Annotated in this window: 21 protein-coding genes; 2 read left to right on the forward strand and 19 right to left on the reverse strand. The window is 60.3% G+C overall.

Going from position 1 to position 23,015, the window contains the following annotated elements; genetic code table 11:
* Nucleotides 1-20: 20 nt before the first annotated feature.
* The 4 genes from M2D63_RS07970 to M2D63_RS07985 form a co-directional block, all read right to left on the reverse strand.
* A complete protein-coding gene (locus M2D63_RS07970) occupies nt 21-746 on the reverse strand; it encodes a dienelactone hydrolase family protein (protein ID WP_285862313.1) in 726 nt (241 codons plus the stop codon).
* Between the two features lie 56 nt (nt 747-802).
* Complete coding sequence (htpG, locus tag M2D63_RS07975) at nt 803-2,707, reverse strand: molecular chaperone HtpG (protein ID WP_285862314.1); 1,905 nt, start codon at nt 2,705-2,707, stop codon at nt 803-805.
* 102 nt (nt 2,708-2,809) lie between these two features.
* Nucleotides 2,810-3,271, reverse strand: a complete 462-nt coding sequence (locus tag M2D63_RS07980) for a PaaI family thioesterase (protein ID WP_285862315.1) — start codon at nt 3,269-3,271, stop codon at nt 2,810-2,812.
* Nucleotides 3,268-3,744, reverse strand: a complete 477-nt coding sequence (locus M2D63_RS07985) for a PaaI family thioesterase (protein WP_285862316.1) — start codon at nt 3,742-3,744, stop codon at nt 3,268-3,270. The genes M2D63_RS07980 and M2D63_RS07985 overlap by 4 nt, the downstream gene beginning before the upstream one ends.
* 156 nt (nt 3,745-3,900) lie before the next feature.
* On the opposite strand from M2D63_RS07985, the gene M2D63_RS07990 reads away from it, so the two are divergent.
* Nucleotides 3,901-4,173 carry a hypothetical protein gene (locus M2D63_RS07990; RefSeq protein ID WP_285862317.1) on the forward strand — a complete coding sequence of 91 codons (273 nt, stop codon included), beginning with the start codon at nt 3,901-3,903 and terminating at the stop codon, nt 4,171-4,173.
* Nucleotides 4,174-4,245: 72 nt separating this feature from the next.
* On the opposite strand, the gene M2D63_RS07995 is transcribed toward M2D63_RS07990, so the two are convergent.
* The 11 genes from M2D63_RS07995 to sdhC form a co-directional block, all read right to left on the reverse strand.
* Entirely contained in the window at nt 4,246-4,989 is a 744-nt protein-coding gene (locus M2D63_RS07995) for a DUF599 domain-containing protein (RefSeq protein ID WP_285862318.1), read from the reverse strand.
* A gap of 188 nt (nt 4,990-5,177) precedes the next feature.
* Nucleotides 5,178-6,491 carry a branched-chain amino acid transport system II carrier protein gene (gene brnQ / locus M2D63_RS08000; protein ID WP_285862319.1) on the reverse strand — a complete coding sequence of 438 codons (1,314 nt, stop codon included), beginning with the start codon at nt 6,489-6,491 and terminating at the stop codon, nt 5,178-5,180.
* A 333-nt stretch (nt 6,492-6,824) separates the two neighbouring features.
* Nucleotides 6,825-7,709 (reverse strand): succinate--CoA ligase subunit alpha, encoded by an 885-nt coding sequence (gene sucD / locus M2D63_RS08005; RefSeq protein ID WP_038613108.1) that lies wholly within the window; start codon nt 7,707-7,709, stop codon nt 6,825-6,827.
* Nucleotides 7,709-8,875, reverse strand: coding sequence for an ADP-forming succinate--CoA ligase subunit beta (gene sucC, locus M2D63_RS08010; RefSeq protein ID WP_285862320.1), 1,167 nt, complete (start codon nt 8,873-8,875; stop codon nt 7,709-7,711). Before sucC ends, sucD begins: the two co-directional genes overlap by 1 nt.
* A 175-nt stretch (nt 8,876-9,050) precedes the next feature.
* Nucleotides 9,051-10,487, reverse strand: coding sequence for a dihydrolipoyl dehydrogenase (lpdA, locus tag M2D63_RS08015; protein ID WP_107025469.1), 1,437 nt, complete (start codon nt 10,485-10,487; stop codon nt 9,051-9,053).
* Between the two features lie 93 nt (nt 10,488-10,580).
* A complete protein-coding gene (gene odhB / locus M2D63_RS08020) occupies nt 10,581-11,816 on the reverse strand; it encodes a 2-oxoglutarate dehydrogenase complex dihydrolipoyllysine-residue succinyltransferase (protein WP_285862321.1) in 1,236 nt (411 codons plus the stop codon).
* A 42-nt stretch (nt 11,817-11,858) separates the two neighbouring features.
* On the reverse strand, nt 11,859-14,690 hold the full coding sequence (locus tag M2D63_RS08025) for a 2-oxoglutarate dehydrogenase E1 component (protein WP_285862322.1): 2,832 nt from the start codon (nt 14,688-14,690) through the stop codon (nt 11,859-11,861).
* Between the two features lie 246 nt (nt 14,691-14,936).
* Nucleotides 14,937-15,641 (reverse strand): succinate dehydrogenase iron-sulfur subunit, encoded by a 705-nt coding sequence (locus M2D63_RS08030; protein ID WP_285862323.1) that lies wholly within the window; start codon nt 15,639-15,641, stop codon nt 14,937-14,939.
* A 12-nt stretch (nt 15,642-15,653) separates the two neighbouring features.
* The gene (gene sdhA, locus M2D63_RS08035) at nt 15,654-17,426 is read right to left on the reverse strand and encodes a succinate dehydrogenase flavoprotein subunit (protein ID WP_285862324.1); all 1,773 of its coding nucleotides are present in this window, start codon (nt 17,424-17,426) and stop codon (nt 15,654-15,656) included.
* A gap of 3 nt (nt 17,427-17,429) precedes the next feature.
* A complete protein-coding gene (sdhD, locus tag M2D63_RS08040) occupies nt 17,430-17,798 on the reverse strand; it encodes a succinate dehydrogenase, hydrophobic membrane anchor protein (protein ID WP_028945358.1) in 369 nt (122 codons plus the stop codon).
* Nucleotides 17,792-18,178 (reverse strand): succinate dehydrogenase, cytochrome b556 subunit, encoded by a 387-nt coding sequence (gene sdhC / locus M2D63_RS08045; protein WP_174242293.1) that lies wholly within the window; start codon nt 18,176-18,178, stop codon nt 17,792-17,794. The genes sdhD and sdhC overlap by 7 nt, the downstream gene beginning before the upstream one ends.
* A 350-nt stretch (nt 18,179-18,528) precedes the next feature.
* Between sdhC and gltA the strand changes: the two genes are divergently transcribed.
* Complete coding sequence (gene gltA, locus M2D63_RS08050) at nt 18,529-19,818, forward strand: citrate synthase (protein WP_038613122.1); 1,290 nt, start codon at nt 18,529-18,531, stop codon at nt 19,816-19,818.
* Between the two features lie 152 nt (nt 19,819-19,970).
* On the opposite strand, the gene M2D63_RS08055 is transcribed toward gltA, so the two are convergent.
* The 4 genes from M2D63_RS08055 to M2D63_RS08070 all read right to left on the reverse strand — a co-directional run bounded on the left by M2D63_RS08055 (nt 19,971) and on the right by M2D63_RS08070 (nt 22,987).
* Nucleotides 19,971-20,576 (reverse strand): START domain-containing protein, encoded by a 606-nt coding sequence (locus M2D63_RS08055; protein ID WP_285862328.1) that lies wholly within the window; start codon nt 20,574-20,576, stop codon nt 19,971-19,973.
* Between the two features lie 31 nt (nt 20,577-20,607).
* Nucleotides 20,608-20,862 carry a YkgJ family cysteine cluster protein gene (locus tag M2D63_RS08060; RefSeq protein ID WP_285862329.1) on the reverse strand — a complete coding sequence of 85 codons (255 nt, stop codon included), beginning with the start codon at nt 20,860-20,862 and terminating at the stop codon, nt 20,608-20,610.
* 126 nt (nt 20,863-20,988) lie between these two features.
* Nucleotides 20,989-21,480: a translation initiation factor 2 gene (locus tag M2D63_RS08065; protein ID WP_285862397.1), complete on the reverse strand. Its 492-nt coding sequence runs from the start codon at nt 21,478-21,480 to the stop codon at nt 20,989-20,991.
* Between the two features lie 61 nt (nt 21,481-21,541).
* The gene (locus M2D63_RS08070) at nt 21,542-22,987 is read right to left on the reverse strand and encodes a PLP-dependent aminotransferase family protein (RefSeq protein ID WP_285862330.1); all 1,446 of its coding nucleotides are present in this window, start codon (nt 22,985-22,987) and stop codon (nt 21,542-21,544) included.
* Nucleotides 22,988-23,015: the final 28 nt, after the last annotated feature.

Raw genomic sequence — 23,015 nt, forward strand, 5'->3', positions numbered from 1 at the left:
GGCTTGCCCCGCGAAGCGATTCAGGCCTTGAACACCTCATCGAGCAAATTGAACATCGCCCGGAACGCCCGCTTGGAGGTGCGCGCGTCGTACTTCATCTTGCCCGGCATGTTCGCCGCCGTGTCGGTGAAGGAATGCACCGCGCCGCCGTAGCTGATCAGCTGCCAGTCGACCTTGGCCGCATCCATCTCGGCTTCGAAGGCCGGCAGTTGCTCCTTGGGCACGAACGGGTCGGCCGCGCCATGCAGCACCAGCATCGACGCCTTGACCTTGCCTTCCTGGGCCGGCATCGGCGTATCCAGGGTGCCATGGAAGGACACCGCCGCCTGCAGGCGCATATCCTCGCGCGCCAGCTCCAGCGCGCAGCAGCCGCCAAAGCAGAAGCCGAAGGTGGCCAGCTTGCCTGGCTCCAGCACCGCCCGCGACTGGCCCAGCAACTGGTTCAGCGCCTCCTTCATGCGCTTGCGCAACTCGACGCGGTTATCCTTGAGCGGCATCATCGCTGCCGCCGCCTCGTCCATGTTCGACGGGCGCAGAGTCTGCCCGTAGAGGTCGGCGATCAGTACCACGTAGCCCTGGGCGGCCACTTCCTTGGCGATGCGCTCGGCACCCTCGCCGATGCCCATCCAGTTAGGTGCCATCAGCAACCCGGGCTGCCCCAGGGCACCCTGGGTGTAGACCAGGCGACTCTCATAGGCTTTGCCGGCAACATGATAGACCAGCGACTCGATTGTAACCTTGCTCATGCACTCCTCCTTGCCCCATGAAAAAAGCCCGCCGAAGCGGGCTTTCCTGACTCTACTTAAGCCGACAATTCGACCAGTAGCTTGTTCAGGCGACGAACGTACGCCGCCGGGTCCTTCAAGCTGTCACCCGCCGCCAGGGCGGCCTGATCGAAGAGGATGTGCGAGAAGTCGGCGAAACGGTCTTCGCTCTGCTCGTTGTCCAGCTTCTCGATCAGCGGATGGGCCGGGTTGAATTCGAAGATCGGCTTGGAGTCCGGCACCTTCTGCCCACTGGCTTCGAGGATCTGGCGCATCTGCAGGCCCAGGTCCTGCTCACCGATGGCCAGGATCGCCGGCGAGTCGGTCAAGCGATGCGACACGCGCACTTCGCTGACGCTTTCGCCCAGGGCCGCCTTGAGGCGCTCGACCAGGCCTTCTTTTTCCTTGGCCACTTCTTCCTGGGCTTTCTTGTCCTCTTCGGAGTCCAGCTTGCCCAGGTCCAGGTCGCCACGGGCGACGTCGACGAAGCTCTTACCGTCGAATTCGCTCAGGTAGCTCATCAGCCACTCGTCGATGCGGTCGGTCAGCAACAGCACTTCGATGCCTTTCTTGCGGAAGACTTCCAGGTGCGGGCTGTTCTTGACCTGTGCGTAGGACTCGCCAGTGAGGAAGTAGATCTTGTCCTGGCCTTCCTTGGCACGAGCCAGGTAATCGGCCAGGGCAACGCTCTGCTCGCCGCTTTCGTCGCTGGTGGAGGCGAAACGCAGGAGACCTGCGATTTTTTCCTTGTTGGCGAAGTCTTCGGCCGGCCCTTCTTTCATTACCTGGCCAAAGTTCTTCCAGAAGCCCTTGTACTGCTCAGGCTCGTTCTTGGCCAGCTTCTCGAGCATGTCCAGCACGCGCTTGGTCAGGGCCGACTTCATCGAGTCGATGATCGGGTCTTTCTGCAGGATCTCGCGCGACACGTTCAGCGACAGGTCGTTGGAATCGACCACGCCCTTGATGAAGCGCAGGTACAGCGGCAGGAACGACTCGGCCTGGTCCATGATGAACACGCGCTGCACGTACAGCTTCAGGCCGCGCGGTGCTTCACGCTGGTACAGGTCGAACGGGGCGCGGGCCGGTACGTACAGCAGCGAGTTGTACTCGAGCTTGCCCTCGACCTTGTTGTGGCTCCAGGCCAGCGGGTTCTCGAAATCGTGGCCGATGTGCTTGTAGAACTCCTGGTACTCCTCGTCCTTGATCTCGGTACGCGGACGGGTCCACAGGGCGCTGGCACGGTTGACGGTTTCCCACTCCTCGGCCGGTTTTTCTTCGCCTTCGGCGGCTTCGACCTGCTTGGGCAGCTCGATCGGCAGGGCGATGTGGTCGGAGTACTTCTTGACGATATTGCGCAGGCGCCAGCCGTCGGCGAACTCTTCTTCACCTTTTTTCAGGTGCAGGACAATGCGCGTGCCGCGCTCGGGCTTGTCGAGGGTAGCGACTTCGAACTCGCCTTCGCCCCGGGACGACCAGTGCACACCCTCGGCGACTGGCAGGCCGGCCCGACGGCTGAAGACGTCGACCTTGTCGGCGACGATGAACGCCGAATAGAAGCCCACGCCGAACTGACCGATCAGGTGCGAATCCTTCTTCTGGTCGCCGGTGAGGTTCTTCATGAAGTCGGCGGTGCCGGACTTGGCGATGGTACCCAGGTGCGCGATCACGTCCTCGCGGCTCATGCCGATGCCGTTGTCTTCGAGGGTGACGGTGTTGGCCGCCTTGTCGAAGCTGACGCGGATTTTCAGCTCGGCGCCGCCTTCGAGCAGCTCAGGCTTGGCCAGGGCTTCGAAACGCAGCTTGTCGACCGCGTCGGAGGCGTTTGAAATCAGCTCCCGCAGGAAGATTTCCTTGTTCGAATACAGGGAATGGATCATGAGGTGCAGCAGTTGCTTCACCTCGGTCTGGAAGCCCAGGGTTTCTTTTTGAGTTTCCACACTCATGGTCTTCAACACTCCGATCTGATGGCGGTTTCGCTCGGCAGGCGGCCCACGGCCCGGGCCTGCTTTCACGGCGGGATGTCCTGCAGATGGGGGCAGCGGATGCTATTTCAAGGGCGCGGGCATCTCTTCGATCTTGAAATGTGCCCGGGCGGTGGCGATCGGCTCGCTCTCGCTGCCCTGCCAGGCGGTGATCGCCACGTTGGTCACCCGCCGCCCCTGGCGCCACAGCTGGCACCTGGCGTAGGTGTCGCGGTAGTGCCCGGCGCGCAGGTAATCGATGGAGAAATCGATGATTTTCGGAATGGCCGCGCTTTCGCTGAAGATCATCAGGTACAACGCCGCCGACAGCTCCATGAACCCGGCGATGACACCTCCATGGATGGCCGGCAGCAACGGGTTGCCGATGTTGTCCTTGTTGGCCGGCAGGCAGAACAGCAAGTCATCGCCCTGGCGACTGCACTGGATGCCGATCAGGCCGGCGTAGGGAATCAGCGCCAGCAAGGGCTGGTAGTTGCCTTCGGCATGGGCCTTTCGCAGTTGCTGGTGAACCTCTGGCGGAATCATTGCGCGCGCCCCTTGAGACTGTTGCCGAAATTCAGGCCGCCCTTGACCCCCTTGCCCAGGCGCATGAAGGTTCCCACCACCTGGGCGACAGGTTGCTCGGGGTCATCCTGGTAGGCCATGCCGCGGGTGAAGATCACATCGCGGGTCACCCGGTAGCACTGGGCGTAGCCATAGATGTCCTGACCGGCCTTGGCCGGGTGCATGTAGTCGATACGCAGGTCCAGGGTCGGGCAGACTTCGAACTCCGCCAATGCACAGAGGGTGGCCATGCCGCAGGTGGTATCCATCAGCGTGGTCAATGCACCGCCATGAATGGCACCGGTTTGCGGGTTGCCAATGATGCTGGCCGAATACGGCAATACCAGGGTCATGCCCTGGGTATCAACATGATGAACACGCATCTGCAATAACTGACAATGAGGTAATGCACCAAGAAACCGTTGCGCCATTGCCTGCAAAGAAGTCTCGCTCATATCACTAACGCCTTTGTGGTTATCAAGGCAATGCACAAGCTCGGGAAAAAGTCCATATAGATCCGGCAGTTATATATCTTTAACAACCGTGGAACTTCTCTTGGCTACTTGTGTTCAAAGGTACAAGTAACTTATTTCCACGAGGAGAAACACCCCATGCGTAAACCTTTTGCCTTTGCCGTAATGCTGGCCGCCGCCCTGGGTCTTGCTGCTTGCGATAAAGCCAGCGAAGACAAAGCTCAGGATGCAGCGCAACACACCGAGAACGCCCAGCAGAAGATGGACGAAGCTCAGGATAAAGTGAACGAGGCCGCAAAAGAAAACGCCGAAGCCGCCAAAGACAGTGCTGAAGCGCAACAGAAAGCCGCTGAAGAAGCTGCACCTGCTGCACCGGCCGCTCCAGCTGCCCCGGCCGAGCCTGCCAAGTAAGCTTGGGCCTGGAATGAAAAAACCCGACTTCGGTCGGGTTTTTTTATGACTGTTAACAACTGATTAAACGATTCAGTTAATAACACCCTCTTTAGTGTTGTCTGCCACTGGCGGCTCGGTGGGGGTAAACACCATCACATCGAGCACATCGGAGTGGAACTCACGACGATACAATACCAGTACGACCCCGGTACTCATCGCCATGAACAACCATGGCCCGATAAACCAACTGAGCATGGCCATGCCGAAGTAATACGAACGCAGGCCGAAGTTGAACTGGTTGGCCGCCATGGAGATCACTCGCGCGGCGCGCTGGGCGAAGGCCTTGCGCTCCAGTTCGCTGACGTGCCGCTCGCCGATCATCGGCGCCGAACCTACCAGCACGGCGGCAAAGTTGTATTGGCGCATGCACCAGCTGAAGGTGAAGAAGGCATAGACAAACACCGTGGCCAGGCACAGCAGCTTGATCTCCGACATGCCCTGGGACGCCTGCTGCACCAGCGGCAGGTCGGCCAACAACGACACGGCCCGGTCCGAAGCACCGAGCACGGTGAGGATACCGGCGAGAATAATCAGGGTACTGGAGGCGAAAAACGAGGCGTTGCGCTCAAGGTTGCCGATCACACTGGCATCGGCAATACGGTTGTCGCGCATCAGCATGCGCCGCATCCAGTCTTCGCGGTAAAGGTGCAGCACGCTGGCCAGGCACGCGGTGTCACGGCCCTTCCAGGTGGCGTAGCGGGTATAGCCGCCCCAGCAGATAACGAACCAGCAGGCAGCCAGCAGGTGAATCAGATTGCTTTGTACGAAGCTCATTCAAGGTTCCGGTAAAGGGTTTCGTGCACAGTAAGGCGCATTCACCGGCTTTCGACGCTTAGCAGCAGAAAAAGACACGTCCGAACCCGATAAACGAAAAAGCCCCGCATCCTTTCGGACACGGGGCTTGGAATCTGTCCTGCCCGGCATGCTATGGCTTGTGGCCCATGCGAGGCCTGGACCTATTCTCAGGCCAGCGCTTCGCGCGGCTTGCCCAGCATGCGGTCGCAGACCACGGCCGCCGCCAGGGTCAGCACCGAAGGGATCAGCCAGGCCAGGCCCTGGTCGCTCAACGGCAGGTGCGACAAGGCGTCGGGCAGCATGGCCGCAAGGCTGGTGCCTTTGATGGCGTCGATCATGCCGAACAGCAGCGACACCAGCATCACCGGTGCCAGGATGCGCACCTGGGAGTTCCACAGCTCTTTGACGAAGCTCAGGCCCACCACCACGATGCAGGGTGGGTAGATCGCGGTCAGGACCGGAATCGAGAACATGATCAGCTTGGTCAGGCCCAGGTTGGAGATCAGCAGCGAGAAACCGCACAGGATCACCACCAGGGCGCGGTAGGACAACGGCAGCACCTGGCTGAAGTACTCGGCGCAGGCACAGGTCAGGCCCACGGCAGTGACCAGGCAGGCCAGGGCGATCAGGACAGCGAGGAAGCCGCTGCCCAGGGAGCCGAAGGTGTGCTGCACATAGGCGTGCAGGACCGCAGCACCGTTGCTGGCACCGGCAGCGATCTCATGGCTGCCCGCGCCCAGGCGGAACAGGCTGATGTACACCAGCGCCAGGCCGACACCGGCGATCAGCCCGGCGATGATGGCATAGCGGGTGATCAGCTGCGGCGACTCGACACCACGCGAGCGGATGGCGTTGACGATGACGATACCGAACACCAGGGCACCCAGGGTGTCCATGGTCAGGTAGCCATTGATGAAGCCCTGGGAGAACGCCGAGGCCTCATAGGCCGGCTGCGCGTCACCCATGGTGCCGGCTGGCAGCATGAAGGCGGCGATGCCCAGGGCGGCCAGGGCAATGATCTTCAGCGGCGCCAGGAAGCGGCCAACGGTATCGAGCAGCTTGCCGGGGTACATGGACACGGCCAGCACCACCAGGAAGTACACCAGGCTGTAGATGAACAGCGCGATCGGGCTTTCGCCGGTCAGCGGTGCCACACCCACTTCAAAGGACACGGTTGCCGTACGCGGGGTGGCGAACAGCGGGCCGACCGACAGGTAGCACACGGCGGCCAGCAGGCCACCGGCGACCTTGCCGATCGGGCTGCTCAGCGCATCCATGCCACCACCGACCTTGGCCAGGGCGACCACGGTGATGACCGGCAGGCCGACTGCGGTGATCAAAAAGCCCAGCGCCGCCATCCAGACATGAGGACCGGACTGCAGGCCGACGATAGGTGGGAAGATGATATTGCCCGCTCCGACGAACAACGCGAACGTCATAAAACCAAGTGCCAGGATGTCCTGGCCTTTCAACACTTTCATTAAGGAAATACCACACTTCTGAAATCGGGATTTAGAGAGGGACTTCCCCTTGGGTGAGGGAAATGCTGCCTGGCTGGATGAGCCAAGCCCGTTTAGCGTGTCGTTCCCTTTTGGGGTCCGGGCACAAGATGAACGCATAGGGTAACGAAATTGGCGGGGAAACGCGATGTTAGAGCGGTGCTTGTCCGATGAGCGAATATCTGTGTCGCCTGGGTGAACGCATCGCGGGGCAAGCCCGCTCCCACCGGGACCGATCAAACCTGCAGGAGGCAGAAAGCACAAAGGCCACCCGAAGGTGGCCTTTGTGGCTAAAAAGCGAAGGTCAGCCGAAGCTTACTTCTTCACTTCCCAGCCAGTCAGCTCGGCCAGGGCCTTGCCGATGTCTGCCAGCGAACGCACGGTTTTCACACCAGCGTCTTGCAGTGCAGCGAATTTCTCGTCTGCAGTGCCTTTGCCGCCGGAGATGATGGCGCCAGCGTGACCCATACGCTTGCCCGCAGGAGCGGTAACACCAGCGATGTAGGAAACCACAGGCTTGGTGACGTTGGCCTTGATGTAGGCAGCCGCTTCTTCTTCAGCCGAACCGCCGATCTCACCGATCATGACGATCGCTTCGGTCTTCGGGTCTTCCTGGAACAGCTTCAGGATGTCGATGAAGTTGGAGCCCGGGATCGGGTCGCCACCGATACCGACGCAGGTGGACTGACCGAAACCGGCGTCAGTGGTCTGCTTGACCGCTTCGTAGGTCAGGGTGCCGGAACGGGAAACGATACCGACCTTGCCTGGCAGGTGGATGTGGCCTGGCATGATGCCGATCTTGCACTCGCCCGGAGTGATGACGCCTGGGCAGTTAGGGCCGATCAGGGTAACACCCAGCTCGTCGCACTTGACCTTGGCATCCAGCATGTCCAGGGTAGGAATGCCTTCGGTGATGCAGACGATCAGCTTGATGCCGCCGAATGCCGCTTCCAGGATCGAGTCCTTGCAGAAAGGAGCCGGAACGTAGATCACCGAAGCGTCAGCACCGGTCGCCGCAACGGCTTCTTTAACGGTGTTGAACACTGGCAGGCCCAGGTGAGTGGTGCCGCCCTTGCCCGGAGTCACGCCGCCAACCATCTTGGTGCCGTAGGCGATGGCTTGTTCGGAGTGGAAAGTACCCTGCGAGCCGGTGAAGCCCTGGCAGATGACTTTGGTGTCTTTATTGATCAGGACGCTCATTACTTGCCCTCCGCAGCTTTGACAACTTGTTGAGCAGCGTCGGTCAGGCTGGTTGCCGCAATGATGTTCAAACCGCTTTCTGCCAGTACTTTAGCACCCAGTTCAGCGTTGTTACCTTCCAGGCGAACAACAACCGGCACTTTAACGCCGACTTCTTTCACCGCGCCGATGATGCCTTCGGCAATCATGTCGCAGCGAACGATGCCGCCGAAGATGTTGACCAGAACGGCCGCGACATTGCTGTCGGACAGAATGATCTTGAAGGCTTCGGTAACGCGCTCTTTGGTAGCACCACCACCTACGTCGAGGAAGTTGGCTGGCTTGCCGCCGTGCAGGTTGACGATGTCCATGGTACCCATGGCCAGGCCGGCACCGTTGACCATGCAGCCGATGTTGCCTTCCAGGGCCACGTAGTTCAGCTCGAAGCTGGCAGCGTGGGCTTCACGAGGATCGTCCTGGGACGGGTCGTGGAAGGTTTTCAGCTTAGGCTGACGGTACATGGCGTTGGCGTCGATGTTGATCTTGGCATCCAGGCAATGCAGATCGCCGTCAGCCTTGATCACCAGCGGGTTGACTTCCAGCAGGGCCAGGTCGTGGTCCTGGAACAGCTTGGCCAGGCCGACGAAAATCTTGGCGAACTGAGCAACTTGCTTGCCTTCCAGACCCAGCTGGAAAGCCAGTTCACGACCCTGGAACGGCTGAGCGCCGACCAGTGGATCGATAGTAGCCTTGATGATCTTCTCAGGAGTGTCGTGAGCGACTTTCTCGATGTCCACGCCACCTTCGGTGGAGGCCATGAACACGATGCGACGGCTCGAACGGTCGACTACAGCGCCCAGGTACAGCTCTTTGGCGATGTCAGTGCAGGATTCGACCAGGATCTTGGAAACCGGCTGACCGTTGGCGTCAGTCTGGTAGGTGACCAGACGCTTGCCCAACCATTGCGCAGCGAACGCCTTGGCGTCTTCCTTGCTGCGAACCAGCTTGACGCCGCCCGCTTTACCGCGACCACCGGCGTGGACCTGGGCTTTGACAACCCACTCGGTACCGCCGATTTTTTCGCAGGCTTCTGCTGCAGCTTCAGGGGTGTCGACTGCGAAACCCTTGGAAACTGGCAGGCCGTATTCAGCGAACAGCTGCTTACCCTGATACTCGTGAAGATTCATGCTTTTTACCGTCTTCGTTAGGTACTGCGCTTCGGCGCTGCGCCCCTGAGGGGTGCCGCGCCACCTGTGACCACTTGCCCCCGGTATGCTCCGGGAGTTCGAGTCCGGCGGACGTTCCGCGGTGAGCCATGCACGCAAGACTCACGACGGGCTGTCCGCCGTGGTTTCTTATTGTTTAACGCTTCTTACGGTTGGCAACGTGGATGGCACCGCCATTCACGGCCAGAGCGGCTTCATGCAGCGCTTCGGACAGGGTCGGATGGGAGAAAACCATCATGCCCAGGTCTTCGGCGCTGGTGCCGAATTCCATTGCGATTGCACCCTGCTGCACCAGTTCGGCAGCCGATGGGCCAATCACGTGCACACCCAGAACGCGGTCGGTCTTGGCATCGGCGATGACCTTGACGAAACCACCGGTGTCGTTGGCCGCCATCGCACGGCCGCTGGCCGCGAACGGGAAGGTGCCCACGTTAACCTCAACGCCTTCAGCCTTCAAGGTTTGTTCGGTTTTACCGACCCACGCGATTTCCGGGTGGGTGTAGATAACCGACGGGATCAGGTCGTAGTTCATCTGGGCTTTGTGGCCCTTGATGCGCTCGACGACCATGATGCCCTCTTCCGAGGCCTTGTGTGCCAGCATCATGCCGCGAACCACGTCACCGATGGCGTAGACGCCCGGTACGCTGGTAGCGCAGTGATCGTCGACGAAGATGAAACCACGCTCGTCGATGGTCACGCCGCTGTCGGCAGCCAGCAGATCGGTGGTCACCGGACGACGGCCGACCGCAACGATCAGCTTGTCGAAGGTGATCTTCTGCTCGCCGTTGGCGTCGGTGTAGGTCACTTCGACTTCAGCGCCGTTGACCTTGGAGCCGGTCACGCGAGCGCCCAGCTTGATGTCCAGACCTTGCTTGGTCAGGGTCTTCAGGGCTTCCTTGGAGACTGCGGTATCGGCAGCCATCAGGAAGGTGTCCAGGGCTTCCAGGACGGTGACTTCGGCACCCAGGCGAGCCCAGACCGAACCCAGTTCCAGACCGATGACGCCAGCACCGATGACGCCCAGGCGCTTCGGCACGGCCTGGAATTCCAGGGCGCCGGTGGAGTCGACGATGACGTTCTGGTCGACCGGAGCCGGTGGAATGTCGATCGGACGCGAGCCGGAGGCCAGGATCACGTTCTCGGCTTCGATGATTTCGGTAGTGCCGTCAGCCTTGGTGACTTCGACTTTCTTGCCGGCCAGCAGCTTGCCGTGGCCCTGGATCGAAGTAACGCCGTTGGCCTTGAACAGGGTGGCAACACCGCCGGTCAGGTTCTTGACGATGCCAGCCTTGCGGCCAACCATCGCAGCGACGTCCATCTTGACTTCGCCGGTGGAGATACCGTGAACGTTGAAGCTCTCTTTGGCTTCCTTGTACTTCCAGGAGCTGTCCAGCAGCGCCTTGGACGGAATGCAACCCACGTTCAGGCAGGTACCGCCGAGGGCCAGTTTGCCTTCGCCGTCAGTGTACTTCTCGATACAGGCAGTGCTCAGACCGAGCTGGGCGGCCTTGATTGCAGCTACGTAGCCGCCAGGGCCTGCGCCAATCACTACCACGTCGAATTTCTGGGTCATAAAAGATTCCTTTTAGCTTCAAGCCACAAGCCGCAAGCTGCAAGACGACCGGCTTCTACCTGAAGCTTGCCGCTTGCAACTTGCAGCTGTTTTTTAGATGTCCAGCAGCAGACGAGCCGGGTCTTCCAGCAGGTTCTTGATGGTCACCAGGAAGGTCACGGCTTCTTTACCGTCGATCAGGCGGTGATCGTAGGACAGTGCCAGGTACATCATCGGACGGATTACGACCTGGCCGTTGACGGCCATAGGACGCTGGATGATGTTGTGCATGCCCAGGATAGCGGCCTGAGGCGGGTTGACGATCGGGGTCGACATCATCGAACCGAAAGTACCGCCGTTGGTGATGGTGAAGGTACCGCCGGTCATTTCTTCGATCGACAGCTTGCCGTCACGGGCCTTCTTGCCGAAGGTGGCGATGCCGTTCTCGATTTCAGCCAGGCTCATCAGCTCGGCATTACGCAGAACAGGCACAACCAGGCCACGGTCGCTGGAAACGGCAACGCCGATGTCCGAGTAGCCGTGGTAGACGATGTCGGAACCGTCGATCGAAGCGTTGACAGCCGGGAAGCGCTTCAGCGCCTCGGTGGCAGCCTTGACGAAGAACGACATGAAGCCCAGGCGCACGCCGTTGTGGGTCTTCTCGAACAGGTCCTTGTACTTCGAACGCAGGGCCATGACTTCGGTCATGTCCACTTCGTTGAAGGTGGTCAGCATGGCCATGTTCGACTGGGCTTCGACCAGACGCTCGGCAACCTTGGCACGCAGGCGGGTCATCGGTACGCGCTTCTCGGTGCGATCGCCAGCAGCGACAACCACAGGCGCTGCGGCAGCAGCAGCGGCTGGCTTGGCAGCTGGAGCGGCTTTCTTCGCTTCGATGGCAGCGACCACGTCTTCCTTGGTGATGCGACCGTCTTTACCGGTGCCCTTGATGCTGTTCAGGGCGATGCCGTTTTCTTCGGCCAGCTTGCGGGCAGCTGGCGCGCCGATGGCGTCTTCGTCGGTAGCAGCGGCGGCAGCCGGTGCAGCAGCGGCAGCTGGAGCGGCGGCAGCGGCAGGCGCAGCGGCAGCGGCAGGCGCAGCGGCAGCAGCGCCACCCTCTACGATCGAGCCCAGGACTTCGTCGGACAGGACGGTGTCGCCCTCGCCCTTGACGATAGCGCCCAGTACGCCGTCGGCGGTAGCCAGTACTTCCAGGACGACCTTGTCGGTCTCGATGTCGACGATCAGCTCGTCACGCTTGACGGCTTCGCCCGGCTGCTTGTGCCAGGTGGCAACGGTGCCATCGGCAACCGATTCCGGGAAAGTAGGGGCTTTGATCTCGATAGCCATTATCAGTGGTTCCTTAAATTCGGTTTCTAGTGCGCGATGGCATTAAACGGTGAAGGCATCTTGCAGCAGTTTTTCCTGCTGCTCGGCGTGCATCGAAGCGTAGCCACAGGCTGGCGCTGCAGACGCATCACGACCGGCGTATTCCAGGACCAGCTCTTTATTGTGGCGGGTCAGGATACGACGCATGTGGTGCTGGCTGCTGTACCAGGCGCCCTGGTTCATCGGCTCTTCCTGGCACCACACCGCATCCTTGAGATTGGTGTACGGCGCGAGGATCTCGACCAGATCGTCCTCAGGGAATGGATACAGTTGCTCGATACGCACGATGGCGATGTCTTCGCGGCCTTCGGCACGGCGTTTTTCCAGCAGATCGTAGTAGACCTTGCCCGAGCACAGGACCAGGCGAGTGACCTTTTTCGGATCGAGGGTATCGATTTCCGGGATCACGGTCTGGAACGAGCCTTCGGCCAGTTCTTCCAGGGTCGAGATGGCCAGCTTGTGGCGCAGCAGCGACTTCGGCGTCAGTACGATCAGCGGCTTGCGCAGCGGACGGATGACCTGGCGACGCAGCAGGTGGTAGATCTGAGCCGGCGTGGTCGGTACGCAGACCTGGACGTTGTGCTCGGCGCACAGCTGCAGGTAACGCTCCAGACGTGCCGAGGAGTGCTCAGGCCCCTGCCCTTCATAACCGTGTGGCAGCAGCATGGTCAGACCGCACAGGCGGCCCCACTTGTGCTCGCCGCTGGTGATGAACTGGTCGACAACCACCTGGGCGCCGTTGGCGAAGTCGCCGAACTGGGCTTCCCAGATCACCAGCGCGTTCGGCGTGGTGGTGGAGTAGCCGTATTCGAAGGCCAGTACCGCTTCTTCCGAGAGGAAGGAGTCGTACAGGTCGAACTTCGGCTGACCGTCGAACAGGTTCTTCAGTGGCAGGTAGGTGCTGGCGTCCTTCTGGTTGTGCAACACCGCATGGCGGTGAGAGAAGGTGCCGCGACCGATATCCTGGCCGGTCATGCGGATCGGGTGACCTTCGAACAGCAAGGTCGCGTAGGCCATGGTTTCGGCGTAGCCCCAGTTGATCGGCAAGCCACCGGCCTGCATCTTCTGGCGGTCTTCGTAGATCTTCGAAACCTGACGCTGAACCACGAAACCTTCCGGCAGTTCCAGCAGTTTGGCCGACAGTTCCTGCAGGGTCTTCAGATCGAAGCGGGTGTCGTGACGCGCGGTCCAGGCGTGGCCCAGGTAGGGACGCCAGTCGACGAACAGCTCTTTGTTCGGCTCCTTGACCAGGCTCTTGACCACGTGCAGGCCGTTGTCCAGGGCGTTGCGGTACTCGTCGATCTTGGCCTGGACGCGTTCGGCATCCAGACGGCCGGCCTTGATCAGGCTCTCGGCGTACAGCTCGCGAGTGGTGCGCTGCTTGGTGATCTGCTGGTACATCAGCGGCTGGGTGCCGTTCGGCTCGTCGGCCTCGTTGTGGCCGCGACGACGGTAGCAGACCAGGTCGATGACCACGTCACGCTTGAACTGCATGCGGTAGTCGACCGCCAGCTGGGTCACGAACAGCACCGCTTCCGGATCATCACCGTTGACGTGCAGGATCGGCGCCTGAATCATCTTGGCGACGTCAGTGCAGTACTCGGTGGAACGCGAGTCCAGCGGGTTGCTGATGGTGAAACCAACCTGGTTGTTGATCACGATGTGCACGGTACCGCCGGTCTTGAAACCGCGGGTCTGCGACATCTGGAAGGTTTCCATGACCACGCCCTGACCGGCGAATGCCGCGTCACCGTGGATGGAAATCGGCAGGACCTTGTCACCGATGGTGTCGTTGCGGCGATCCTGACGGGCGCGAACCGAACCTTCCACCACTGGCGAGACGATTTCCAGGTGGGAGGGGTTGAACGCCATGGCCAGGTGAACTTCACCGCCACTGGTCATCACGTTGGACGAGAAGCCCTGGTGGTATTTAACGTCACCGGAGCCCAGCTCGACCTTCTTCTTGCCTTCGAACTCGTCGAACAGGTCGCGCGGGTTCTTGCCGAAGGTGTTGACCAGCACGTTGAGACGGCCACGGTGGGCCATGCCGATGACAACTTCCTTGGTGCCGTAGGAACCGGAACGTTGAATCAGCTCGTCCAGCATTGGAATCAGGCTCTCGCCGCCTTCCAGGCCGAAACGCTTGGTGCCCGGGTATTTGGTACCCAGGTATTTTTCCAGACCTTCAGCAGCGGTCACGCGCTCGAGCAGGTGGCTCTGCACGTCGGCCGATACGGTCGGACGCCCACGAACGCTCTCCAGACGCTGCTGGAACCAGCTGCGCTGCTCGGAGTCGACGATGTGGGTGAACTCGGCGCCAATGGTGCGGCAATATGTCTGCTGCAAAGCGTCGAAAATTTCGCGTAGGCTCGCTTCCTCTTTGCCGATGAACAGGTCGCCGGCACGGAAGGTCGTATCAAGATCGGCATTGGTCAAGCCGTAGTGATTGATCGACAGGTCTACAGGCGCAGGGCGCTGCCACAACCCCAGGGGGTCGAGCTTGGCGGCTTGGTGGCCGCGCATACGGTAGGCCTGGATCAGTCGCAGTACTTCAACCTGCTTCTTCTCGTGTTCACTGCTCACGCTGCCGGCGGAAACCGGTTGGGCGCGGCGCTGGTTCTTTGCCAGCAGTACGAAATGGTCGCGGATCGTCGAGTGCGATACATCGGTAGCGGTGCTGCCTTCGGCGGGCAACTTCTGGAAGTAAGTGCGCCACTCTTCTGGCACAGCGTTAGGGTCGTGCAGGTAGAGCTCATAAAGCTCTTCCACATATGCAGCGTTACCACCTGAAAGGTGGGCGCTTTCCCACATGCGCTGCATCACGCTTTCTTGCATGCTTGGTCACCCTCGGTTAGGGGACGGATCGGCGAGAGCCAAAGCAAGCCTGGAAAAGTCCTGATGCAGCGACCGAACCAAGCCACCAAGGATCCCACAGATTTTCCGGGTACCAGCCCGGAAGCCCCTGCTGGTCTCATATCTTCATAGGTAAAAGCTCAGGCATTGTGCGCCTTCGCTCGGGTTGCACCTTGGTGCGGGCAAGGGCCCGCACCTCGGCGTACTACGGGTACAACACTTTTAAAATCAGGTACCGCTTTGCAGCAGCATGTTACGTACGTGACCGATTGCCTTGGTCGGGTTCAGACCTTTCGGGCAAACGTTCACGCAGTTCATGATTCCGCGGCAACGGAATACGCTGAACGGGTCATCCAGCGAAGCCAGACGCTCCTGGGTCTTGGTGTCACGGCTGTCGGCCAGGAAGCGATAGGCCTGCAGCAGTGCAGCTGGACCGAGGAACTTGTCAGGGTTCCACCAGAACGACGGGCAGGAAGTCGAGCAGCAAGCGCACAGGATGCACTCGTACAGACCGTCCAGCTTGTCACGTTCTTCCGGCGACTGCAGACGCTCGATGGCCGGAGCCGGCGTGTCGTTCTGCAGGAAGGGTTTCACCTTCTCGTACTGCTTGTAGAAGATGCTCATATCGACGACCAGGTCACGAATGACCGGCAATCCAGGCAACGGACGGATGATCAGCTTGTTGCGCTTGACCACTGCCGACAGCGGCGTGATGCAGGCCAGGCCGTTCTTGCCGTTGATGTTCATGCCGTCGGAGCCGCAAACGCCCTCGCGGCAGGAACGACGATACGAGAAACCTTCATCCTGTTCTTTGATCAGTGCCAATACATCCAGCACCATCAGGTCCTTGCCACCGGTATCGACCTGGAACGTCTGCATCTTCGGCGCAGAGTCGGTATCGGGGTTGTAACGATAGACTTCGACTTGCAACATAGCGACCACCCCTTAGTAAGTCCGGACTTTTGGCTCGAACGCCGGTACGGTTTTCGGCGCGAAGTTGACGGCGCGCTTGGCAACGCGTTTTTCGCCCGGGAAGTACAGGGTGTGGCACAGCCAGTTTTCGTCGTCACGGTCTTCGTAGTCTTCACGGGCGTGGGCACCGCGGGACTCTTTACGAACTTCTGCAGCGATTGCAGTGGCTTCAGCGACTTCCAGCAGGTTCTGCAGCTCCAGCGCTTCGATACGCGCGGTGTTGAAGGCCTGGGACTTGTCGTTGATCTTGACGTTGGCGATACGCTCGCGCAGTTGAGCCAGTTGCTCGATACCCTTCTGCATGTATTCGCCGGTACGGAATACACCGAAGTAGTTCTGCATGCAGCTTTGCAGCTCGCGACGCAGGGTAGCCACGTCTTCGCCGGTGTTGCGCTCGTTGAGCTTGTTCAGGCGGCTCAGGGCAACATCGATGTCGGTGTCGCTGGCGTCGAGGTATTCGATACCGTCGGACAGCGCTTTTTCCAGGTGCAGGCCGGCAGCGCGACCGAAAACAACCAGGTCGAGCAGCGAGTTACCGCCCAGGCGGTTGGCACCGTGAACCGATACGCACGCCACTTCACCTACAGCGAACAGACCCGGGATGACCTGGTCTACGCCATCGGCGTCCTGGGTCATTGCCTGGCCATGAATGTTGGTGGCAACGCCGCCCATCATGTAGTGGCAGGTTGGAACGACCGGAACCGGAGCGACGACAGGGTCGACGTGAGCGAAAGTCTTGGACAGTTCACAGATGCCTGGCAGGCGGCTGTGCAGTACTTCTTCACCCAGGTGGTCGAGCTTGAGCATCACGTGGTCGCCGTTAGGGCCACAGCCGTTGCCGGCGATGATCTCTTTGACCATGGAACGGGCCACAACGTCACGACCAGCGAGGTCCTTGGCGTTAGGCGCATAGCGCTCCATGAAACGCTCGCCGTGCTTGTTGATGAGGTAACCACCCTCACCACGGCAGCCTTCGGTAACCAGTACACCGGCGCCGGCGATGCCGGTCGGGTGGAACTGCCACATTTCGATGTCCTGAACCGGAACGCCTGCACGCAGGGCCATGCCGATACCGTCGCCAGTGTTGATCAGGGCGTTGGTGGTGGACGAGTAGATACGGCCTGCACCACCGGTGGCCAGTACGGTGGCCTTGGATTTGATGTACAGGGTTTCGCCGGTTTCGATGCAGATCGCGATCACACCGACGAATGCGCCTTCCTGGTTTTTCACCAGGTCTACGGCGTAGTACTCGTTCAGGAAGGTGGTACCTGCCTTCAGGTTGCCCTGGTACAGGGTGTGCAGCAGCGCGTGACCGGTACGGTCGGAAGCGGCGCAGGTACGGGCGGCCTGGCCACCTTTACCGTAGTCCTTGGACTGACCACCGAACGGACGCTGGTAGATACGGCCGGTTTCGGTACGCGAGAACGGCAGACCCATGTGATCCAGTTCGAAGACCGCAGCCGGGCCTTCCTGACACATGTATTCGATAGCGTCCTGGTCACCGATGTAGTCGGAACCCTTGACGGTATCGTACATGTGCCAGCGCCAGTCATCGTTCGGGTCGGCCGAAGCGATGGCGCAGGTGATGCCACCCTGGGCCGATACAGTGTGCGAACGGGTCGGGAAGACCTTGGTGATCACGGCAGTCTTGTGACCGCCCTGGGCCAGCTGCAGCGCAGCGCGCATGCCGGCACCGCCGCCACCAATGATGATGGCGTCGAAAGTAATCGTAGGAATGTTAGCCATGAATCAGATACCCCAGAGAATCTGCACACCCCAGACGAAGTACGCGAACATCGCGACACCACATACCGCCTGGAACAGGAAACGTACGGCAGTCGCCGACTTGCCCAGCGCCATCGGCGTCAGGTAGTCAGTGGCAATGGTCCACATGCCGACCCAGGCGTGGGCGCCCAGGGCAACGAGGGCCAGCAGACTGAAGATACGCATCGCGTTGTTGGAGAACAGAGCGTGCCACTGGGCAAACTCGATGCCCGGGTGCGCGACCAGGTATCCGATCAGGAAAATGAAATAAGCCGCGAGAACGACCGCAGAAACGCGCTGCGCCATCCAGTCATAGAGGCCCGAACGCGAGAGGTTCGTGACGTTGGTTACCATATCCAAACTCCTGCCAGCACAATCACCACCACGGAGACGGCGATGATAATTTTCGAGCCCAGTCGGCCGCCTTCCAGCGTTTCACCGATGCCCATGTCCATGATCAAGTGGCGCACACCGGCTACCAAGTGATACAGCAAGGCGGACAGGAGGCCCCATGCCACGAACTTGGCCAGCGGACTGGTCAAGCATGCCTTCACCTCGGCGAAACCTTCCTCCGAACCCAGGGATTTGCCCAATGCATAAAGCATGAAGCCAAGGCCCAGGAAGAGGATGATGCCGGAAACACGGTGAAGAAATGACGTAACGCCGGTAATGGGGAGTTTGATGGTCCTTAGGTCTAGGTTTACAGGTCGTTGGCTTTTCACGGCTTTTTTCACACTGAAGAGCCCCTAGCAAGCAGGGCAAAGTTGTTGGTAAGTGTACTGGTCAGGTACCCACCACCCAGGGAGTGACGACCCCAGCAACACGGGCTTGCAAGCCCCTGGCGGTCGGGGGCCGATTATAGACAGTTAGGCTACTAATGACAACGCAAGGCCCTAGCCCAAATAGCGCATTGCCTTTAGCGCATAAAAGGCGTAAATGGCCGTCAATTTCGCGGAAAAATGGCGCCCAAAGCCCATTACAACCGTGCTTTAGGCAAATTGACATTCGAATTTATCTCACTATAGTGGTGCGGGCCCTGCGTGGGGGGTCTGTCTGATGATTTCAAGCATTAATAGGAGGCCACATGGCTGACAAAAAAGCGCAGTTGGTCATCGAGGGCGCAGCCCCCGTCGAGCTGCCCATTTTAACCGGCACCGTTGGTCCCGATGTTATCGACGTTAGAGGGTTGGGGGCCACGGGTCACTTCACTTTCGACCCTGGTTTCATGGCGACCGCATCCTGCGAGTCGAAGATCACCTATATTGATGGCGACAAGGGCATCCTGCTGCATCGCGGCTACCCGATCGAGCAGCTCGCCGAGAAGTCCGACTACCTCGAGACCTGCTACCTGCTGCTCAACGGCGAATTGCCGAACGCCGAGCAGAAGGCCCAGTTCGTCAGCACCGTGAAGAACCACACCATGGTGCACGAGCAGTTGAAGTCCTTCTTCAACGGCTTCCGCCGCGACGCCCACCCGATGGCCGTCATGTGCGGCGTGGTCGGCGCCCTGTCGGCGTTCTACCACGACTCGCTGGACATCAATAACCCGCAGCACCGCGAAATCTCCGCGGTCCGCCTGGTCGCCAAGATGCCGACCCTGGCAGCGATGGTGTACAAGTACTCCATGGGCCAACCCATGATGTACCCGCGCAACGACCTGTCGTACGCGGAAAACTTCCTGCACATGATGTTCAACACCCCGTGCGAGATCAAACCGATCAGCCCGGTGCTGGCCAAGGCAATGGACCGGATCTTCATCCTCCACGCCGATCACGAGCAGAACGCATCGACTTCGACCGTTCGTCTGGCAGGCTCCTCCGGCGCCAACCCGTTCGCCTGTATCGCCGCCGGTATCGCTGCACTGTGGGGCCCTGCCCACGGCGGCGCCAACGAAGCGGTACTGACCATGCTCGATGAAATCGGCGATGTCTCGAACATCGACAAGTTCATCGCCAAGGCCAAGGACAAGAACGATCCGTTCAAGCTGATGGGCTTCGGTCATCGCGTCTACAAGAACCGCGACCCGCGCGCCACCGTGATGAAGCAGACCTGCGACGAAGTCCTGCGCGAGCTGGGCATCAAGAACGACCCGCAGCTGGAACTGGCCATGCGCCTGGAAGAGATCGCCCTGACCGATCCGTACTTCATCGAGCGCTCGCTGTATCCGAACGTCGACTTCTACTCAGGGATCATCCTCAAGGCGATCGGCATTCCAACCAGCATGTTCACCGTGATCTTCGCCCTGGCGCGGACCGTCGGCTGGATCTCGCACTGGAAGGAAATGCTCTCCAGCCCGTACAAGATCGGCCGCCCTCGCCAGCTGTACACCGGCTACGAGTCGCGCGACATCACCAAGCTGGAAGACCGCAAGTAAGCCATTGCGCCGAACGCAAAAAGGCTGCCCTCGGGCAGCCTTTTTTATTGCGTCGTCCTTGATCGAGGATCGCGGGGCAAGCCCGCTGACCGTAGGAGCGGGCTTGCCCCGCGAAACAGTTATCGATCAACACAGATTGCCAACCACTGTACCTATGGTTTCTCCGCCTTCGCCCGGAGCCCCTTCAAGGTGTTGAACGGCGCATCGACGACGAACTTGTTGGCCACCATCGACGGCACGCTACCACCCGGTTCGGTGTGCACCTGGTAGGTCACTTCCGTCTTGTTGCCCTTGGGCACCAGCTTCCAGAACCCCTCTACCTTCGCCACCCGCACGAAGCCCTTCTCCTCCGGCAGGTACTTGGGCACGCCCTCAAGCTTGCGAGTCAGACTGCCGTCGGCATCCTGGGTAGTGGTCACGTGCAGGATCGAATCACGTGGCGTCACCGGCCACGGTGTATTGAACTGGGTGTAGGTCCAGACCTGGTCGCCTTCCTGCTTGAGCAATTTCTGTGTCTTGCACTCATGAACCCAGGCGCAGGCACCAGCGATGTCTTCCTGCAAGGCCTTGACCTTGGCCAGTGGCGCATTGATTTCCGTCACGCCGCGGTAGGCCTTGTAATCCGAGCCCTTGACGTCAGCGAGGGAAATCTTGATCCCCTCCTCGTCCTTGGCCACCTTCCAGTCCTCGGCATGCGCCATCTGCACCAGCACGGCACTCAGGCCGACCACCATTGCCACCTGCTTAACCGATCCCATTCTCTTGTTCCTTATTATCGAAGACCACGTTTCAAGCTGCCGTCACTTGCTCCAGCCACCCCAGGATCCTGATCGCCTCGTCGCGGTCGCTGCCGCACACTTCCACATCCGCCTTGAAACCGCCACACACTGCCGGGCGCTCGGGCTGGCCGAACAGCTCACAGAGATTGGCAGGCGACAAATGCAGGCAGCGCTCCCCCGCCGGCTTGCCCTTGGGCATGCGCGGCATGGGAGAGCTGATGGAGGGCGCTATGCAGCAGGCGCCACAACCTTCACGGCAATTCATGACAACAGGATCCTCGGTACAGCAAATGATGAATGAACCCGGATAGTAACCGGTTAAACAGTCGTTTGAAATTGCCGGCAGAATGAAAACTCATACGCCTCGCAATGACCGACAAGTCAGTCCCGACTACTGCTTGAACTCGAAATCGATGGCGGCGCCCTCCACTTCCCGACGCTCATCATTACGCAGTTGCAGCTGCATTTCGTTACTCAGCAAGCGACCATTGAGCTGGAACGGGCTGTCGGCCGGAGGTTTCTCGCCGAACAGGTAAGGCAACAGGGGTTTGGGGGTGGGCACTGGATCCTGGGTGGCCGGCTTGAGGTCCTTGACCATCTCGGTTGGCAGGCTCAGGTCCAGTTTCGCCTTGGGCAAGGGCTCAGGCGCAGCCTTTGCCGACTTGCGCGCCTTGTTGCGGACCCCTTTGGCGGCTGGCTTTTTCTTTTCGGCGGCAGCCTTGTCCTGCTTTTGCCTGACAACCGGCTTGGCGTTGGCCGCAGGCTGGGACTGCTTCGCTGCCGGCGGATTCGTCGCCGGCGCCGTTTGCGCCATGACATTGCCCGCACCCGCCGCAAGCCCCAGCAGACACAAGAACAGGCCAACCCGACGCAAGGCTTTCATAGACACCGAAAAACATCCGTAAATATGTCTATGCTCCCCGTTCCCGCGAGGGCTGGCAAGTCTAGAAAAAGCTCGCCGAACCCGATTCCTGGCACAACTGACTGGCCAACATCCCCAGGGTCATCAAGGCACGCTCCGCTTCACGGTTCCAGGGAATGCCGCAGTTCAGGCGGATACAGTGGTTGAACTGCTCGGTGTTACTGAAGATCAGCCCCGGCGCAATGCTGATGCCTTGCTGCAGCGCCCGCACATGCAGCTCCTGGGTGTTGACCCGCCCAGGCAGGCTCACCCACAGGATGAAGCCACCGGTCGGCCGAGTCATCTGCGTTCCCTCCGGAAAGTGCTGCTGCACCGCCAGCTGGTAGGCACTGAGATTCTTCCGGTATTCCTGCCGGATGTAGCGAAGATGGCGGTCATAACCGCCATTCTCCAGGTAGGAGGCGACGCCCATCTGGGTCACGCTGCAAGCCGAATGGGTGGTAAAGGTCTGCAAGCGCTGGATTTCTGCCTGGTACTTGCCAGCGATCATCCAGCCAATGCGCACACCCGGCGACAAGGTCTTGGAAAAGCTCGAGCAGTAGATGACCCGCCCCAGCCGGTCGAAGGCCTTTAGCGCCTTGGTCTTGCCCTGCTCGAACATCAGCTCGCCATAGATATCGTCTTCGACGATCTGGATGTCGAAGTCGTTCGCCAGGCGCAGCAATTGCTTCTGCCGATCCTCGGGGATGGTGCCGCCCAGCGGGTTGCTCAAGCGCGCGGTCAACACCAGCGCCTTGATCGGCCACTGGTTGGCTGCCAGTTGCAATGCCTCCAGGCTGATGCCCGTGGAGGGATCGCTGGGAATCTCGATGACCTTAAGCCCCAGCAGGTCGGCCAGTTGCAGCAGGCCGTAATAGGTCGGCGATTCGGCCGCGATCAGGTCGCCAGGCTTGGTCAGTACCCGCAGCGACATCTGCAGCGCATCGACACAGCCATGGGTGACCACCAGCTCGCTAGGGTCCACCACCACTCCGGCATCGCGCATGCGGATGGCGATCTGCCGGCGCAAGGGCTCGAAGCCCGGGCTGAACATGTAACTGAAGGCCCGCGGGCTTTGAAACCGGGTGACCTTGGCCAACTGCTGGTGCAGGGCACGTACCGGCAGGTAGTCGACATGCGGCACCGCCGCGCCGAACGGAAACACGCCATCGCGCCGCGCCTCGGTCAGCACTTGCTGGATGATACTGCTGCGGGTAACCAGCCCCGGGCGTTCGACCCGGGCGATGTCCGGGGTCTGCGCGGTCAAGGCCGGCGTCTGGTGCACGTAGTAGCCAGACTGGGGCCGGGCGCGAATCAGCCCCTGGTCTTCCAGGTTGGCATAGGCCTGCAATACCGTGGCGTGGCTGACATTGAGCTGCGAGCTCATCTTGCGCACCGACGGCACTCGCTCACCCGGCTGGTAGACACCCCGACGGATGTCCTCGGCCAGTTGCTGGGCAATGCGCTGGTAGAGCAACAGGTTGGTCATGATCGGTTCTCGACACGCAGGCAATCTA

The organism is Pseudomonas sp. BJa5, assembly GCF_030272875.2.
Lineage (GTDB): Bacteria > Pseudomonadota > Gammaproteobacteria > Pseudomonadales > Pseudomonadaceae > Aquipseudomonas.

What these genes read in the sequence shown, in the direction of transcription:
- M2D63_RS07970 (WP_285862313.1), bottom strand. Translation starts at nt 746, where the DNA reads ATGAGCAAGGTTACAATCGAGTCGCTGGTCTATCATGTTGCCGGCAAA.
- htpG (WP_285862314.1), bottom strand. Translation starts at nt 2,707, where the DNA reads ATGAGTGTGGAAACTCAAAAAGAAACCCTGGGCTTCCAGACCGAGGTG.
- M2D63_RS07980 (WP_285862315.1), bottom strand. Translation starts at nt 3,271, where the DNA reads ATGATTCCGCCAGAGGTTCACCAGCAACTGCGAAAGGCCCATGCCGAA.
- M2D63_RS07985 (WP_285862316.1), bottom strand. Translation starts at nt 3,744, where the DNA reads ATGAGCGAGACTTCTTTGCAGGCAATGGCGCAACGGTTTCTTGGTGCA.
- M2D63_RS07990 (WP_285862317.1), top strand. Translation starts at nt 3,901, where the DNA reads ATGCGTAAACCTTTTGCCTTTGCCGTAATGCTGGCCGCCGCCCTGGGT.
- M2D63_RS07995 (WP_285862318.1), bottom strand. Translation starts at nt 4,989, where the DNA reads ATGAGCTTCGTACAAAGCAATCTGATTCACCTGCTGGCTGCCTGCTGG.
- brnQ (WP_285862319.1), bottom strand. Translation starts at nt 6,491, where the DNA reads ATGAAAGTGTTGAAAGGCCAGGACATCCTGGCACTTGGTTTTATGACG.
- sucD (WP_038613108.1), bottom strand. Translation starts at nt 7,709, where the DNA reads ATGAGCGTCCTGATCAATAAAGACACCAAAGTCATCTGCCAGGGCTTC.
- sucC (WP_285862320.1), bottom strand. Translation starts at nt 8,875, where the DNA reads ATGAATCTTCACGAGTATCAGGGTAAGCAGCTGTTCGCTGAATACGGC.
- lpdA (WP_107025469.1), bottom strand. Translation starts at nt 10,487, where the DNA reads ATGACCCAGAAATTCGACGTGGTAGTGATTGGCGCAGGCCCTGGCGGC.
- odhB (WP_285862321.1), bottom strand. Translation starts at nt 11,816, where the DNA reads ATGGCTATCGAGATCAAAGCCCCTACTTTCCCGGAATCGGTTGCCGAT.
- M2D63_RS08025 (WP_285862322.1), bottom strand. Translation starts at nt 14,690, where the DNA reads ATGCAAGAAAGCGTGATGCAGCGCATGTGGGAAAGCGCCCACCTTTCA.
- M2D63_RS08030 (WP_285862323.1), bottom strand. Translation starts at nt 15,641, where the DNA reads ATGTTGCAAGTCGAAGTCTATCGTTACAACCCCGATACCGACTCTGCG.
- sdhA (WP_285862324.1), bottom strand. Translation starts at nt 17,426, where the DNA reads ATGGCTAACATTCCTACGATTACTTTCGACGCCATCATCATTGGTGGC.
- sdhD (WP_028945358.1), bottom strand. Translation starts at nt 17,798, where the DNA reads ATGGTAACCAACGTCACGAACCTCTCGCGTTCGGGCCTCTATGACTGG.
- gltA (WP_038613122.1), top strand. Translation starts at nt 18,529, where the DNA reads ATGGCTGACAAAAAAGCGCAGTTGGTCATCGAGGGCGCAGCCCCCGTC.
- M2D63_RS08055 (WP_285862328.1), bottom strand. Translation starts at nt 20,576, where the DNA reads ATGGGATCGGTTAAGCAGGTGGCAATGGTGGTCGGCCTGAGTGCCGTG.
- M2D63_RS08060 (WP_285862329.1), bottom strand. Translation starts at nt 20,862, where the DNA reads ATGAATTGCCGTGAAGGTTGTGGCGCCTGCTGCATAGCGCCCTCCATC.
- M2D63_RS08065 (WP_285862397.1), bottom strand. Translation starts at nt 21,480, where the DNA reads ATGAAAGCCTTGCGTCGGGTTGGCCTGTTCTTGTGTCTGCTGGGGCTT.
- M2D63_RS08070 (WP_285862330.1), bottom strand. Translation starts at nt 22,987, where the DNA reads ATGACCAACCTGTTGCTCTACCAGCGCATTGCCCAGCAACTGGCCGAG.